Origin of the sequence: Cocleimonas flava, assembly GCF_004339015.1 — a bacterium.
GTDB lineage: Bacteria > Pseudomonadota > Gammaproteobacteria > Thiotrichales > Thiotrichaceae > Cocleimonas > Cocleimonas flava.
The window spans coordinates 921,171-936,291 of the sequence record NZ_SMFQ01000002.1 but is presented as its reverse complement, the minus strand read 5'-3'; the positions used below and the strand labels follow the sequence as shown (position 1 = coordinate 936,291).

Genomic DNA, 15,121 nt, shown 5'->3' with positions numbered 1-15,121 from the left:
ATATAAGGGTTGCTTATGTATATCGGTATTTTTGAAAATAAACTTAGACTCCTATGCTCGAAAAATAGATAACGTAATTATCATCAACGAGTAACCATTCCTGTCGTTATAAACAAAGACCATCAACACTTAAATATCCAAATAAGCCTTACCTTAAAACGTTCGTCAAAGTAGGGGGGTGGATTATTTAGAGGCCATATTGTGCTGGACTTAGCCTTACTGAGCAACCTCTAATCAGAGGTATTCTAAGGAAGTTTAAGCGGTACATCCTTTGTCACTAAGGGTACTAGAAATTAAATTTCTTTTGGTATAGAATGTTGCCCCCTTGCTTGAGGAGCGTTGCAATCCGATATTTTTTTCAAAATATTAGACTAGGCTCAAGCTAATTAGACAGACCGTGACGGCTGTTTAATGAATATGCAACGACGCTCAGCTAATATTTAAGGAGAACTTAATATGGCTGGGAATCATTTATTCACATCCGAGTCGGTTTCTGGGGGTCACCCCGACAAGTTGGCAGATCAAATTTCTGATGCTGTCCTTGATGCAATTCTAGAACAAGATACAGATGCACGTGTAGCCTGCGAGACTATGGCTAAGACGGGCATGATCATTCTTGCTGGTGAAGTAACTACTAGCGCTGTTGTCGATTATGAAAAAATCGTACGTGATACAGTTAAAGAAATCGGTTACACCAGTTCAGAAATTGGTTTTGACGGCGATTCATGTGCCGTTATAAACGCACTAGGTCAACAATCACCTGATATCGCAATGGGTGTAGACCGCGAAGACAAAGAATCACAAGGCGCTGGAGATCAAGGCTTAATGTTCGGTTACGCAAGTAACGAAACTGATGTTTTGATGCCTGCTCCAATCACCTATTCACATCTTTTGGTTGCAAAACAAGCTGAGCTAATGAAAAACGGCACGCTTCCTTTCTTGCGCCCAGATGCTAAGAGCCAGGTAACTTTCCGTTACGAAGGCGACAAGCCAGTTGCTATCGATGCGGTTGTACTTTCAACGCAACACAGCCCAGACATCAGTCTTGCTGATCTTCAAGAAGCGGTTATGGAAGAAATCGTTAAGCCGGTTTTACCTGCTGAATGGTTAAATGCAGATACGCTTTACCACATCAACCCAACAGGTAACTTCGTTATCGGTGGTCCAGTGGGCGATTGTGGTCTTACAGGTCGTAAAATCATCGTTGATACTTACGGTGGAATGGCGCGTCACGGTGGCGGTGCATTCTCTGGTAAAGACCCATCAAAAGTTGACCGTTCTGCTGCATACGCTGGTCGTTATGTCGCTAAAAATATTGTTGCTGCTGGTCTTGCTGAGCGTTGTGAAATTCAGGTTTCTTACGCAATCGGTGTTGCTGAGCCAACGTCAATCTCTATCGAAACATTCGGTACTGGCACTATTTCTGATGAGAAAATCGAAGCACTGGTTCGTGAAAACTTCGACCTACGTCCTTACGGCATTATGACAATGCTGGATTTACTCAAGCCTATCTACAAGCAAACTGCTGCTTACGGTCACTTCGGTCGTGAGAACATCGGTTTACCTTGGGAAAAGACTGACCGAGCTGAAGCACTAAAAGCTAGCGTTTAATCTATTTGCTACTTTTCTGAGGAACGCTGCACCGGATTGCTTAATCAGTAATCATGGGAGGCTCAGAAAAGTAGCTAAAACTTTCAACTGCGTTCCTAAATTTTTACTTTAAATTTAATAGGAAAATATCATGACTAAAGCACAAGATTATATTATCGCTGATATAACACTCGCAGATTGGGGTCGTAAAGAACTCAATATCGCAGAAAATGAAATGCCTGGTTTAATGGCATTACGTGAAAAGCACGGTACAGACAAGCCTTTAAAAGGTGCTCGTATTGCTGGCTCTTTACACATGACTATTCAGACAGCTGTTCTTATCGAAACGTTAACTGCATTAGGTGCAGAAGTTCGTTGGGCAACGTGTAACATCTTCTCTACTCAAGATCACGCTGCTGCTGCAATCGCTGCATCGGGTGTTCCTGTATTCGCGGTTAAAGGCGAAACACTGGACGAGTACTGGGATTACTGCCACAGAATTTTTGAATGGCATGATGGCGGTACTCCAAACATGATTCTTGATGATGGTGGCGACGCTACTGGTTTAATCGAGTTAGGTGTTAAAGCTGAAAAAGATATCTCTGTACTGGATAACCCAGGCAGTGAAGAAGAAATCTGCATGTTCAACTCTATCAAAGAGAAATTGAAGACAGATCCAACATGGTACTCAAACATTCGTCCTAACATTCAAGGTGTTACGGAAGAAACAACTACGGGTGTACATCGTTTATACGAAATGGTTAAAAAGGGCGAGCTAGCTTACCCAGCAATCAACGTAAACGATTCTGTCACTAAGTCTAAGTTTGATAACCTATACGGTTGTCGCGAGTCTTTGGTTGACGGTATCAAGCGTGCTACTGACGTAATGATCGCAGGTAAAATTGCTGTTGTACTTGGTTACGGTGACGTTGGTAAAGGTTGTGCACAATCACTACGTGGTTTAGGCGCTACTGTTTGGGTTACTGAAATCGATCCAATTTGTGCACTTCAAGCAGCAATGGAAGGCTACCGCGTTGTAAATATGGATGACGTAGCAGCACAAGTTGATATCGTTGTAACAGCGACTGGTAACTTCAATGTAATTACTGAAGAGCACATGCTACAGATGAAGCATGAGACTATCGTTTGTAACATCGGTCACTTCGATAACGAAATCGCTGTTGCAGATATGGAAAAATACGAGTGGGAAAACATCAAACCACAAGTTGACCACATCATTTTACCTAGCGGCAACCGCATCATTCTTCTTGCTCAAGGTCGTTTAGTAAACCTGGGTTGTGCAACTGGACACCCAAGTTTCGTAATGTCAGCTTCTTTCACTAACCAGGTGTTAGCGCAGATCGAAATTTTCTGTCATGGCGAAAAGTACGAGAACGACGTTTACATGCTACCAAAAGCATTAGACGAAGAAGTTGCTCGTCTTCACCTTGAAAAAATTGGTGCAAACTTAACTGAATTAACGTCAGTTCAGGCTGATTACATCAGTGTTGATAAAGCGGGTCCTTACAAAGTTGAGCATTACCGTTACTAATAGTTAGTTTTATAAAGTACACCCCCCCACTTACAGGCATATTTTTAAAAAACTGCCCTAAAGTGGGGGGGTGTCATTAGTAGTACTTTATATTTCAGAGATCTTTTCGTCATCACCCGGCGAATCTAAATACATTTCATTTCCCAGTTTTTCATATTAATGATAAAACAATCTCGGATATTGTCTGAGTTTTATGAAAAAGATGAAGATTTTCATCGTATTTTTTACAGTCATTATGTTGCGCAAAGATTTCAACTTAACTAGGAGTAATAACCATGAAAGACCATTCATATAGCTTTGAGTTCTTCCCTCCTAAAACTGAAGTTGGTGTTGAAAAACTCTCACAAGTTAGCAAAGAATTATCTCACTATAATCCAGCGTTCTATTCTGTTACTTACGGTGCAGGCGGAACAACACAAGATGCGACAAAAGGAACGGTTCTCAGTATTCAGAAAGAGACGGGAATTGCAACAGCACCACATCTTTCCTGTATCGGTTCTGAGAAAGAACAGATTCGTCAAATGCTGAACGATTATAAAGACAACGGAATCAATCGCATCGTGGCATTACGCGGTGATTTGCCATCAGGTATGTTTGAAATTGGTGATTTTCACTATGCCAATGAGCTAGTTGAATTTATTCGTGCAGAAACTGGCGATCACTTTCAAATTGAAATCGCTGCTTATCCTGAAAAACATCCGCAAGCTAAAAACTTTGATGCAGATATCGAAAATTTTGGTCGTAAAGCAAAAGCGGGCGCAGACCGTGCAATTACACAATACTTTTTCAATGCTGATGCTTACTTCCATTTTATGGATAGTTTAGAAAAAGCACAGATTGATATTCCGGTGATGCCTGGAATTATGCCAATTACTAATTTTTCACAGATGGCGCGTTTTTCTGATGCAATTGGTGCTGAAATTCCTCGTTGGTTACGTATGCGTTTTGAATCATACGGTGACGATGTTGAATCGATACAGAAACTGGGCAATGAGTTTGTCACTGGAATGTGTGAGCGTTTACTGGAACAAGGTGTACCGGGTTTGCATTTCTATTCGATGAATAGAGTCGAGCCAAGTTTAGCTATCTGGAATAACTTAGGGCTTTCTGAGGCTTAAATTTCATTTACTTAAAAACATAGATAAAAAATATGCTTATAAGTAGGGGGGTGGCTTTAGTTGTTTTAAAAACACCTAAAGCCACCCCCTATTTTATGTGTTTTCTATCTAACTATTTCAGTATTTAAACAAACGGAATTGGTCTGAATTGTTTTTCCCAGGGGTTGGGTCTTCTCCACCAGCGCTGCGCTAACGTCGCATACACTTCACGGAAATCTACCGTGTGAATCAAATCTCCGTCGTGTAATTTATCTGGCGATAAGCTCGGCTGTTTTCCATACATACCACCACGCACTCGTCCACCAATAGCAAAATGTGGTGCTGCTGAACCATGATCTGTTCCGCCACTGTTGTTTTCGGCAACGCGACGACCAAATTCAGAATACGTAATAACCATCACATTGTTCCACAGTCCTGCACGTTTCATTGCTTGAGAAAATGCCTGCAAGCCACCACCTAAGTGATTCATCAGATTATTATGCTGATCTACCTGTGATGCATGCGTATCAAAACCTTCCAGTGAAACTTTGTAAACTGGCGTATCCATACCGTTAATGATCATTTGAGTGACTTGTTCAAGTTTGCGACCAAAACGACTGGGCGGAAATCTAACCGGAGAGCGTTTGCCTTTGTGAATTCGTCCTAATTCTTGTGCTGCAGTATTGATTTGATTTTGCACATTCAGCATATGCGCCAATGAAGAATTGGCCGGTTTAAACCCTTTTTTGTTTAAATACTTTGTCTGACGTAAAAAGGTTTTTGGGTCTTCCATAGCAACGGCAGAACTGTTTGCTCCCGACATTGGACCAAGATTGTTATCTCCTAATACAATACCATTAACGGCGTTGTTACGTGGCGGCAAAACTCTTGATAACCAACCGCGTGATTCATTATTTTTGGTAGAAGCTGTTTCCCATATATCGATAGAATGAAAATGAGAACGACTCGGATTGCTGTAACCTACACCCTGAATCCATGCCATATGGCCTTCTTTCCAGAGCGGCAATAAGTTTTTCAGGTAAGGATTCATTGCCATATTATCTCGCAATGGAATGCCATTTTTTACGCGGAGCGTGGGTCTGGCGCGATGATAATCTGCATCTCTAAAAGGGATGAGTGTGTTAAGGCCGTCGTTACCGCCTTTTAACTCAATCATCAAAAGAATTTGATCGGGTCGATTGCCTTGGCCTGCGGCAAATGCGCCGGGAGCCATGCCAGCAAGCGGAACTAAGCTGGCGTATTGTAAAAAATCACGTCTATTCATTATTTGTTATCTTTGTTTTTATCAAAGGTAAGCAGCCCTATTTAAGCTGAAATACCGGATCTAAAATTAACGCACGTACCATGCGTCGCTTTCCCGGCGTAGTAGGTAAAGGTAAAACAGGTGCCAATGGTAACAACCATTGAACAACTTCAGATCCTGTTGTCTTCGGTAAATACGACTGTACTTTTGCCGATGCCTGACTGTGGCGCGTCAATTTATTGAGTAAAGATGTACGTACCAATAATGTTTGCGTATCTATCCAGTCATTGCCTCCTGCCCAACCTTTTACAGTGGGAGGATCAAACAAGTCCTGACCTAAGAGTTGTGAAATGTGCACAAGTTCCGTATCGGGTAATTTAGGGAAAGGTAACGCGCGTAATGTACCTACCAGTAAATCGATGGGTGACTTGGTTAAAGTCCCTTTGTAACGCGGAGACCAAAATGGTTCGCTGTTGAGTACTTCTGAGAATAGTGTTCTGATATTGTAATTTGATTTTCTAAACGCTGCTCCCCAGTTCCTGATGTAGCGATGATCGGGTTGTATATCACTCACAAATTCTTTCCAGAATTTTTCCGCAATGTATTCGGCAGTTCTTGGTTTTTCTAAAATAATATCGATGATTTGATCGCCAGAAAAAGAGCCTCGTCGTCCCATAAAAGTTACAGGTCGGGTATCGTGCTGTCTGGCGTCATAAACATAGGTGCCATTATTACGATTTACACCCCAGCCGGTAAAAGCGATGGCTGCAGCTTTGATATCATTCTCGGTATAATGACCTCTGCCTAAGGTAAATAACTCGAGTAATTCTCTGGCAAAATTTTCATTTGGGCTGCCTTTCACATTCTCCGAGCCATCAAGGTAAATCAGCATGGCAGGATCTCGTGCTACTTTGTGTAACAGCGTTCGAAAGTTACCCATGGCATTATCACGCAGTAGCTTATTCTGATTTAGCATCAGATTCGGTTGCTCTACTTTTTCTAGTGATGAAGTGAAATGGTTGTGCCAGAACAAGGTCATGTGTTCGTTGACGGGGGTGTCAGTTTGTAAGAGATGCAGCATCCACCAGCGCTTTAGTCTTTCGCCTTCGCGCATCATCATCTTACGGGCTTGTTTTTTCCCTGCGCCATTGCGCATTCGCATGCGGTTGACATTAGCCCATGGAGTTAATCTTGGTGCTGGCGGTGTTTTTATGGCAGACGGAGACAGCAGAATGCTAATAGCTTCCGCTCGGGTTTTACCTTCCAATGCTTTTACGCCACCCCACTCTTGCCCTAAAGCAGTCCGTGTGACTAGATGCCGTGTGTCTGAGAAACTCAGCCTTCCCATTCCAATACCCTACCTAAACTACCCCGCAGTATTTATAAGTACCACTTAGTTATTATTATTCGAGACTTGTGCCCAATATACGCTTTGCTTGATTAAGAGATTATGAACGATTTTTTCAATCATAACCCTCTCTGACAAGCGGTACTATAAGGCCGACAGTATACCTACACTTATTTTGGAATCAAGGTATGAACATTGATGTAGATCACACGGAAGTTGCTAAGCTAGAGGAAACACTCAATGATTTCAAACAAGAGTGGGAAGAGATACAAAACAAACGCTCACAGACATGGCGTAAGTATTTTGCTATTTGTTTTATTGGCGCTTTAATTGTCTCACTTTTAGTGCCATCGTTCTGGTGGTGTGGCATCTTTGTTATCGGTTATTTTGCCGGATCACTATTCGCCATGTTAAGGCAAAACGCCAAAACAAGTTCACAAATTACAGAACATCAGCAACAGCTTAAACTGGTTAAGCTGTTGCGTAATTTCGAGACTTCACCGTTTTCGGATAGGTGAATAAAACTCAGTTTATATCAGGCCGTATCGTTGCGCACTTTTCACCGCTGCTGTCCGGTTGGATACTTTTAAGTGCTTAAACAAATCATGTAAGTGAGCCTTTACGGTATTGGCTGAGATATTTAACTCACTGGCAATCTGCTTATTCAGTAATCCCTGGGACAGTAGGTAAAGCACCTCTTGTTGTCTCGTGGTTACCTGACCATGTATCTCTGTATTTTCAGACAAAGGCTTACATAAGTAGGATTCGCCACTTAGCAATTTTTGGACTGCTTCCAACATCACTTCAATTTGACTGCATTTAGAAATAAAGCCTAATGCACCTTTTTCCATAGCCATTGTTGCAATGGTTGGAGAATCATTGGCCGATATAATTAATACTGGAATTTTACTATCCAGCCTATTTAAATATTCAAAGAGTCGAAAACCTCTGACTCCATCGATGTTTATGTCGAGCAATATTAAGTCTGGTTTACCCTTATCTTCAATATAGGTGTAACCGTTGTCTACATTATCTACACATTCTACCTGGTTTGATTCATCATAACTTTCTATAAGATTCTTTAGTCCTTCAGCAAAAAGAATCTGATCATCTATTATTAAGATTTTCATCTGCGCTCCCTCGATCTTCCTTAAGCACCCCCATGCTTTTATTTGATCTAATTAAACTCCACAACTCTCCTTTTTGCAGTTTTTGGCCCGATTTTTTGTTGTTTATCTAAACTGTCTTGAAAGTAATATACATAGCGGATGATCAAAGTTATGTGACAAAAGTCACAAATTAAAAATCTATCTGTAATAATTTGTTATATTAACTGAGCGTAGTTCCAAATATAGTGATGAATAAGGGGTATTATTAATGCATAACACCTTGTATAATCGCGCGCCTCGGTTAATAGTGAATGAAATTAACCCTCCTTATATAAATAGAGACTTTTGTCGTGATTGAAAATTTAAGAAATATTGCCATTATTGCCCACGTAGATCATGGTAAAACTACTTTGGTAGATAAAATGTTGGAGCAGTCTGGCACCCTTGGTGATCGCGCTAATGTCTCTGAACGTATGATGGACTCGAATGCCATTGAACAAGAACGTGGTATTACTATCCTTGCAAAAAATACGGCTATCAAATGGAATGATTACCGCATCAACATCGTAGACACACCGGGTCATGCCGACTTTGGTGGTGAGGTTGAACGTGTATTGTCGATGGTTGATTCGGTATTACTACTTGTTGATGCTGTTGATGGCCCAATGCCACAAACACGCTTTGTAACATCAAAAGCTTTCGCAATGGGCTTCAAGCCGATTGTTGTTATTAATAAAATTGACCGTCCGGGTGCACGTCCTGATTGGGCACTTGACCAAACTTTCGAACTATTCGATAAGCTTGGTGCAACTGACGAGCAGTTAGACTTCCCAGTAGTTTATGCATCAGCAATCAATGGCTATGCAGGCATGGAAGATACGGTTGATAGTGGCGACATGACACCGCTATTTCAAACTATCGTAGATAGCGTAAACCATCCAGATGTAGACCCAGATGCACCATTCCAGATGCAGGTAAGTCAGTTAGATTATAACTCTTACACAGGTTTGATCGGTATTGGTCGTATCAAACAGGGTAAGATCAAAAAGAACTCTGCTGTTAAAGTTATTGATGCAGAAGGCAAGATTCGTAACGGTCGTATCCTTCAGCCAATGGGTTTCCACGGACTTGATCGTATCGATGTAGATCACGCACAAGCTGGTGACATCATCGCGTTTACAGGTATGGATAAATTACACATTTCAGACACGTTATGTGATCCTGATAACGTAGTCGCTCTTCCTGCAATGACGGTTGATGAGCCAACAGTAAGCATGACTTTCCAGGTAAACAATTCACCGTTCGCTGGTAAAGAAGGTAAATACGTAACATCAAGAAACATTCAAGAACGTCTAGATGAAGAGCTTTTACACAACGTTGCTTTGCGTGTTGAGCCAGGTGACGACATTGATAAGTTCAGAGTATCGGGTCGTGGTGAATTACACCTTGGTATATTGATTGAAAATATGCGTCGTGAAGGCTTCGAAGTTGCTGTATCTCGTCCAGAAGTAGTTGTACGTGGTGAAGGTGACAGCCGTGAAGAACCTTATGAGAACTTGACGATCGATATCGAAGAGAATCATCAGGGTAGCATCATGGAAAAGATGGGCGAACGTAAAGGCGCTCTTCAAAACATGGAAACTGATGGTAAAGGACGTATTCGTCTTGAATATGTAATTCCATCACGTGGCTTGATTGGTTTCCAGACTGAATTCATGACGTTGACTTCTGGAACAGGTTTGATGTATCACTCATTTGATCATTACGGCCCATTCATCAAAGAAGAGATTGGTCAGCGTAGTAGTGGTGTATTGGTTTCTAACGCTACAGGTAAAGCACTAGCATTTGCTATCTTCAACCTTCAAGAACGCGGTAAGATGTTTATCGATCACGCACAAGAAGTTTACGAAGGTCAGGTAGTGGGTATTCACAGTCGCGATAACGATTTGGTTGTTAACCCTCTTAAGGCAAAACAGTTAAACAATATCCGTGCTGCAGGAACTGATGAAAACTTGATTCTGGTTAAGCCGATTAAATTCACACTTGAGCAAGCGTTAGAGTTTGTTGATGATGATGAGCTTGTAGAAATCACACCAGATAGCATTCGTATTCGTAAGAAAATTCTTAACGAAAGTTTGCGTAAAGCGGCGACTCGTTCTTCAAAGTAAATGTTTCGTCAAATCTTTCATGTTTGACTAAATAGAATACGAAAGATTAAATATTGAAAGAATATACACCTCCCCACTTACAGGCCTTTTTTATTGCCTTTAAGTGGGGTTTTCGTATTAACAATATCCATTTACAAAAATACTATTTGTGTAAATTTGTATTCATTCTATGATCTAACCTTTTGGGCTTTCGTCTATGTTTAAGATCCTATCCTCTTCATTTTTAACCTTCTTATTTGTTCTTTTTGTATTTTCCAGCCAGCCAGCTTTTTCGCACGGAATGCATTACGAGGTTCAGCTGAAAAGTGAGCTTCAAGCGAATACTGATGGCCAGATTAGTGGCGTAGGCATGGTTTGGGTTTACGACCCGATAGTTAGTGGCGATATGTTGAAAGATGAGCCCGATCTGACAAAGCTCGGTAAATCAATCAATAACAATCTTGAGCGCTTTAAGTTTTTCACTAAAATTAAATTAGAAGACAAAACGTTAAGCATCGGAAAAGCGCAAAATTTTAAACTAGAAGAAGTTAAATACGACAAAGAAACAAATCTACAAATTAGTTTTACTTTGCCGTTTACCTCGCCACCAGCGCTTGGCAGTGTGAAAAAATTAACATTCGATTATTCGGACCCAACTGCAACAGCGATTTTGTATTATGAAAATCCTGCTGATGTAAGCCTAGGCTTTGGCCTGAAAGAAAAATGTAAAACGAGCCTTGAAGAAAAACCCAGTTTTAAAGAAGGTGAGTTTCCTCAGATCGTGACCATTATCTGTTCCTGATTTGCGTTAACGTTTTACCTTACTCGTAACGATAACCCATACCATGCACCGTTTTGATTAAAACGGGTTCTGTAGGGTTTGTTTCAATCAACTTACGTAATTTAGAAATATGCTGATCCAGCGTTCTGCTATTCGGCATATGATCATAGCCCCAGCATTCATTGAACAATTGATCACGGGTAACCACTTCACCTTGATGATTTGACAGCGTTTGAAGTACTTTTATCTCGCGTAAACTTAAGTCTATGAAGCTATCATCTTTTTTAGCCCTTAATTCACTCGGATAGACTTCTAAATCACCAAAACTGAAACTTGTTTGCTCACTCGGGGTGTTATTCGTTTTTAGATAACGACGGGTAATCGCTCGTATTCTAGCGACAACTTCCCGGGTTCCGAAAGGCTTGCTAATGTAATCATCGGCACCTAATTCCAATCCTATGACCCGATCAATTTCTTCTGATTTTGCGCTTAAGAAAATAATAGGAATATCAGTATCTAGACTTCTAATCTCACGACACGCAGCGTAACCATCCATTTCTGGCATCATAATATCCAGAATCACAAATTGTGGTTTATGTTGTTTAAAGCGTTCGAGAGCGATTTTACCGTTCTCCGCTGCATCAATTTCATAGCCTTCTTGTGACAACAAGTCATCCAGCCCTTGTCGAATATTATGGTCATCTTCTGCAATTAATATTTTCATGTTAGCTGACTCTTAAGGTGTTATTTACTTCGTAGGTATGCGTAATTCAAAGCAAGCTCCTTGGTCAACATCAATATATTCTAATGAGCCACCCAAGTGTTGCGCTTGTTGTCGAGCAATTGTTAGACCAATACCAGTGCCACTAACACCTTCAGTTAGCTTGTCATGGATTCGGTAGAAGGGCTTGAAGATATGCTTGCGTTCACTTTTTGAAATACCATCGCCATAATCTCTAACAGACAGGCGATATTCATCATCTTTAATCTCACTTTTGATATCCAAGCGCTTTCCATTGGCAGCGTATTTTTCAACGTTGCTTAATAGATTGTTTAGCACTTGTTCTAAAATATCGGGGTCGCTTATGATTTCTTCATCTGCATTTAAAGCTAATTCCAAAGCAATTTGCTTTGCTTCCAGACTGGGTGAAAAATGTTCTATGGATTGTTTAACAATATCATCGGGATATATCTCGCGCTTGTGAACTCTGGGCGCCCTTGAGAAATTCAACACATTAGAAATAAGACGGGATAAACGCTTACTTTCATCGGTTATTACCTGAACATAACGCTTAGGTTGTTCTTCCGAGATTTGCTGCTCCAGTTGATCTTCTAACAATTCTGCATACATTCTGATATTTGTTAGGGGTGTTTTAAGCTCGTGAGATACCTGACTTACAAATTGCACACGTTGCTCGGCCAAACGCATCTCACGCGTTTGTTCCCGGTATAAAAACCATGCCAACGCCGAGATCAAAAAAGCAAAACCGAAAAAGGTCAGTAACAAGGTATATCGGGATAAGGCAGATTGATTAAACGGTTCGCCATGATATTCCAGCGCCCAGCTTGAAAGTGGATAACTCAAAGGACGTTTTTGCTGCGGTACATCTTTAGCACTTGTGAGTTGATAATTACCCCATTGATAAACCACTTGTCCAGCGGTATCGAGTAAGCGTAATCGAAAATCACTGCTTTCATCACCAGGAACGGTATCGGGTAAACGACTTATTAAATCGGCTTTTACGCGGACGGGTTCCATTTCTACGCCAACGATGATGCCATTGTCTTTCTGTTGCCAAAAAATCAAATTAGAATCGCTTCCCCAATGCCACATATACCAGCCTTGTCGTTTTGCTTTATTGGTGCTGCTCCTAGGTGTTGTTTTGCTTTTAGCTATTTTGGATGATTCATAAGAGGCTGATTTTGTAACGGGTGCAGACATGGAGGATATTTCTGCCTGAATTTTTTCCTGCTTATCAAGTTGTGCAATTGCATCGGCATTTTGCATAGACTGAGGAGCACTAGATGGTTTAGTTGAGTTAGAAAATGTCGAAGAAAAAGAAGACGCTGAATCTATTTTTATCAAAGCGCGTGAATTCTTCTTCGTATTAGCGGCTATCTGCTGACCTTTTGACTCCCCAAGTTCTAGCTGATTACTTTGGTTTGTAATCAACATTTGCGGATCGCGCCATATCAGTTCGAGGCGATCGACGAAGGTTTGTTCTGCTTGTGTGACCGCTTCGTTCGTTGGTGGAAATTGACGCTTGTTCTGAGCATCAATAACAAAAATCTGGCGGATATTGCCGTTATCATCGATGCGTTTTCGAATCTGGTCATTGCCCAGATTCCATTGTTGAATTTGTAAACCCCACTGGATTTGCATCTCTTCGAAATAGCTTTGAATCACCGTATCGACTTGGTTTAGTCTGGCACTCACCAAACTATCAAAACGCGCACTATTAAGTTGTTTATTATCCTGATTAATCTTCCAGCCTTGCCATGCAAGTAATAGCAATGGCAGCACTACAATCAATATCAATATGATAATTAGTTTTTTATGTTTAGTGCTTTGAGGCATTAAAAAATTTATTCCGTTGTGGTTATTCAGTCGAGGCTAAACTAAACGTTAGCCTAGTTGAAACTCAGTTGTGTTCTCAGTTGTATTAATGGAGCAAAGCTTATCAGTAAATTCATTATATAGAAAAATACGAGACCCATATTTTCTGGGCCTCGTATATATATCCAGTCGATAAATTACCAATTAATAAGACTGCTGCTTATCTAATTTATATTGTCTGGCTTTAAGAGACTTTCTGTTTTGGTTCCAGTCTTTTTCTTCCATGATCGTATTCGCATCTTCACTGATTGATGAGCTAAACGAATTCAATAAGCCCGCTTCAGACCCACCAAGTTGCTCTGCTTTGCGTTTGATAACTCGCGCACTGCCTTTCAATACTTCCTGCGCTTCTTTTAACTGGCCTTGGTCGCGTAAACGAAGTGCTTCTTTACTTGCTTCATTTGCTACCTGCTTAGTTGCAGTTACTTCAACGCTACGATTTAAAGCGCGTCTCACATCCGCTTGAGATGCGCTGTAAGCAATGGTCATATTATCAGCGAGTTTATCCTGTTGGTTACTCTGCATATTTTGATAAGCCACACTTACGTCAGCTAAAGACACTTGTTGTTTTGCTCTGCCTGCTGGCACTTCCACTTCGATTAATACAAACTTCTCCTGTTCACTATACAGCTGACTCATATTCGTCTTCACAGTTTGACCTAAAATCGTTCCGTCACGGCCTAAAATTCGAATTGGCTTGATGCCATTTTTACATTGAATTTTTATTTCAACATCTTGTGCAACAACGGATAGAACATCACCAAACTCGTATTTGAAAATCTTAGCCAGGTCTTCTGCGTCTTTAACAAATGCGTGATTACCGTCGCTATACCCAGCCAGATTTGCCATGAGGTCTTCGTTGTATCCTGTGCCTAAACCTATGGTAGTGACTGTGATGCCGTCTTTGCTTAGTGACGCACCTAAGTCACCTAGTTGACTGGGAGAGCTTGGACCCACATTAGCCTGTCCATCGGATAATAAAATCACGCGATTAACACGATCCTTATCTAAAAACTTGCGAATTTCTGCTGCTCCTTTGCTGACACCTGCAAACAACGCTGTTTTACCGTTGGAACGCATTCTATCAATTGCACGATGAATCGCTTTCTTATCGCTTACCTTTGTTGCCGGAACCAGTACATTCACGGTTGAGTCGTAGCTGATGATTGAAATGATGTCATTGTCATTTAACAGATTCACCGCCATGCGTGCAGCTTGTTTTGCGCTTTGCAGTTTATCTCCTCCCATTGAACCTGATTTATCTAACACAATGGCAATATTCGCAGGTGTACGATCTGACTCGTCATCCAGTTTAAAACCGGTTAAGGCTATTTTTAAAAACGTGGTTTGTTTTTTGCCTGCTTCTATTACTGGGCTGCCTAGTTCTGCGCGTAATTCAACTTGTTTCGCTTGGGCTGATGTCATCGCCAGCGTACTTCCCAATAAGCTAAACGAAGCGATACCAACGGCACCTAATAATTTTTTCCAAAATGGTTGCATGTTTTTCCCTGTCATCTCGTCATACCTTTATTTCTTGTTTGTGGAAGAATGACTTTAAGTGAACAAGAACAATCATACGTGAAAACGATGTAAGGACTTTGTAAAAAGTTTGTAAA

Annotated in this window: 12 protein-coding genes and 1 riboswitch; of the genes, 6 read left to right on the top strand and 6 right to left on the bottom strand. The window is 41.0% G+C overall.

Annotated elements, in window-relative coordinates:
- Positions 1–325: 325 nt before the first annotated feature.
- A riboswitch (S-adenosyl-L-homocysteine riboswitch) is annotated at positions 326–438 on the top strand.
- A gap of 18 nt (positions 439–456) precedes the next feature.
- From metK to metF, 3 genes are all read left to right on the top strand, one after another.
- Positions 457–1,611 carry a methionine adenosyltransferase gene (gene metK / locus EV695_RS04335; RefSeq protein ID WP_131904674.1) on the top strand — a complete coding sequence of 385 codons (1,155 nt, stop codon included), beginning with the start codon at positions 457–459 and terminating at the stop codon, positions 1,609–1,611.
- A gap of 130 nt (positions 1,612–1,741) precedes the next feature.
- Positions 1,742–3,142, top strand: coding sequence for an adenosylhomocysteinase (gene ahcY, locus EV695_RS04330; protein ID WP_131904673.1), 1,401 nt, complete (start codon positions 1,742–1,744; stop codon positions 3,140–3,142).
- A gap of 275 nt (positions 3,143–3,417) precedes the next feature.
- Entirely contained in the window at positions 3,418–4,260 is an 843-nt protein-coding gene (gene metF, locus EV695_RS04325; RefSeq protein ID WP_131904672.1) for a methylenetetrahydrofolate reductase [NAD(P)H], read from the top strand.
- Between the two features lie 124 nt (positions 4,261–4,384).
- On the opposite strand, the gene EV695_RS04320 is transcribed toward metF, so the two are convergent.
- A complete protein-coding gene (locus EV695_RS04320) occupies positions 4,385–5,524 on the bottom strand; it encodes a DUF1501 domain-containing protein (RefSeq protein ID WP_131904671.1) in 1,140 nt (379 codons plus the stop codon).
- 37 nt (positions 5,525–5,561) lie between these two features.
- The gene (locus EV695_RS04315; protein ID WP_131904670.1) at positions 5,562–6,851 is read right to left on the bottom strand and encodes a DUF1800 domain-containing protein; all 1,290 of its coding nucleotides are present in this window, start codon (positions 6,849–6,851) and stop codon (positions 5,562–5,564) included.
- Positions 6,852–7,039: 188 nt separating this feature from the next.
- On the opposite strand from EV695_RS04315, the gene EV695_RS04310 reads away from it, so the two are divergent.
- Complete coding sequence (locus EV695_RS04310) at positions 7,040–7,369, top strand: hypothetical protein (RefSeq protein ID WP_131904669.1); 330 nt, start codon at positions 7,040–7,042, stop codon at positions 7,367–7,369.
- A gap of 12 nt (positions 7,370–7,381) precedes the next feature.
- Here EV695_RS04310 and EV695_RS04305 read toward each other — a convergent pair whose 3' ends face one another.
- On the bottom strand, positions 7,382–7,981 hold the full coding sequence (locus EV695_RS04305) for a response regulator transcription factor (protein WP_131904668.1): 600 nt from the start codon (positions 7,979–7,981) through the stop codon (positions 7,382–7,384).
- A 329-nt stretch (positions 7,982–8,310) separates the two neighbouring features.
- Here EV695_RS04305 and typA point away from each other — a divergent pair, with 329 nt between their 5' ends.
- Positions 8,311–10,128 (top strand): translational GTPase TypA, encoded by a 1,818-nt coding sequence (gene typA / locus EV695_RS04300; RefSeq protein WP_131904667.1) that lies wholly within the window; start codon positions 8,311–8,313, stop codon positions 10,126–10,128.
- A 196-nt stretch (positions 10,129–10,324) separates the two neighbouring features.
- Positions 10,325–10,909, top strand: coding sequence for a DUF1007 family protein (locus tag EV695_RS04295; RefSeq protein ID WP_131904666.1), 585 nt, complete (start codon positions 10,325–10,327; stop codon positions 10,907–10,909).
- A 19-nt stretch (positions 10,910–10,928) separates the two neighbouring features.
- Here the strand turns inward: EV695_RS04295 and EV695_RS04290 are convergent, their stop codons facing one another.
- From EV695_RS04290 to EV695_RS04280, 3 genes are all read right to left on the bottom strand, one after another.
- Positions 10,929–11,612, bottom strand: coding sequence for a response regulator transcription factor (locus tag EV695_RS04290; protein WP_131904665.1), 684 nt, complete (start codon positions 11,610–11,612; stop codon positions 10,929–10,931).
- Positions 11,613–11,636: 24 nt separating this feature from the next.
- On the bottom strand, positions 11,637–13,466 hold the full coding sequence (locus tag EV695_RS04285) for a sensor histidine kinase (RefSeq protein WP_131904664.1): 1,830 nt from the start codon (positions 13,464–13,466) through the stop codon (positions 11,637–11,639).
- A gap of 183 nt (positions 13,467–13,649) precedes the next feature.
- Positions 13,650–15,005 carry a vWA domain-containing protein gene (locus EV695_RS04280; protein WP_131905060.1) on the bottom strand — a complete coding sequence of 452 codons (1,356 nt, stop codon included), beginning with the start codon at positions 15,003–15,005 and terminating at the stop codon, positions 13,650–13,652.
- Positions 15,006–15,121 lie beyond the last annotated feature (116 nt).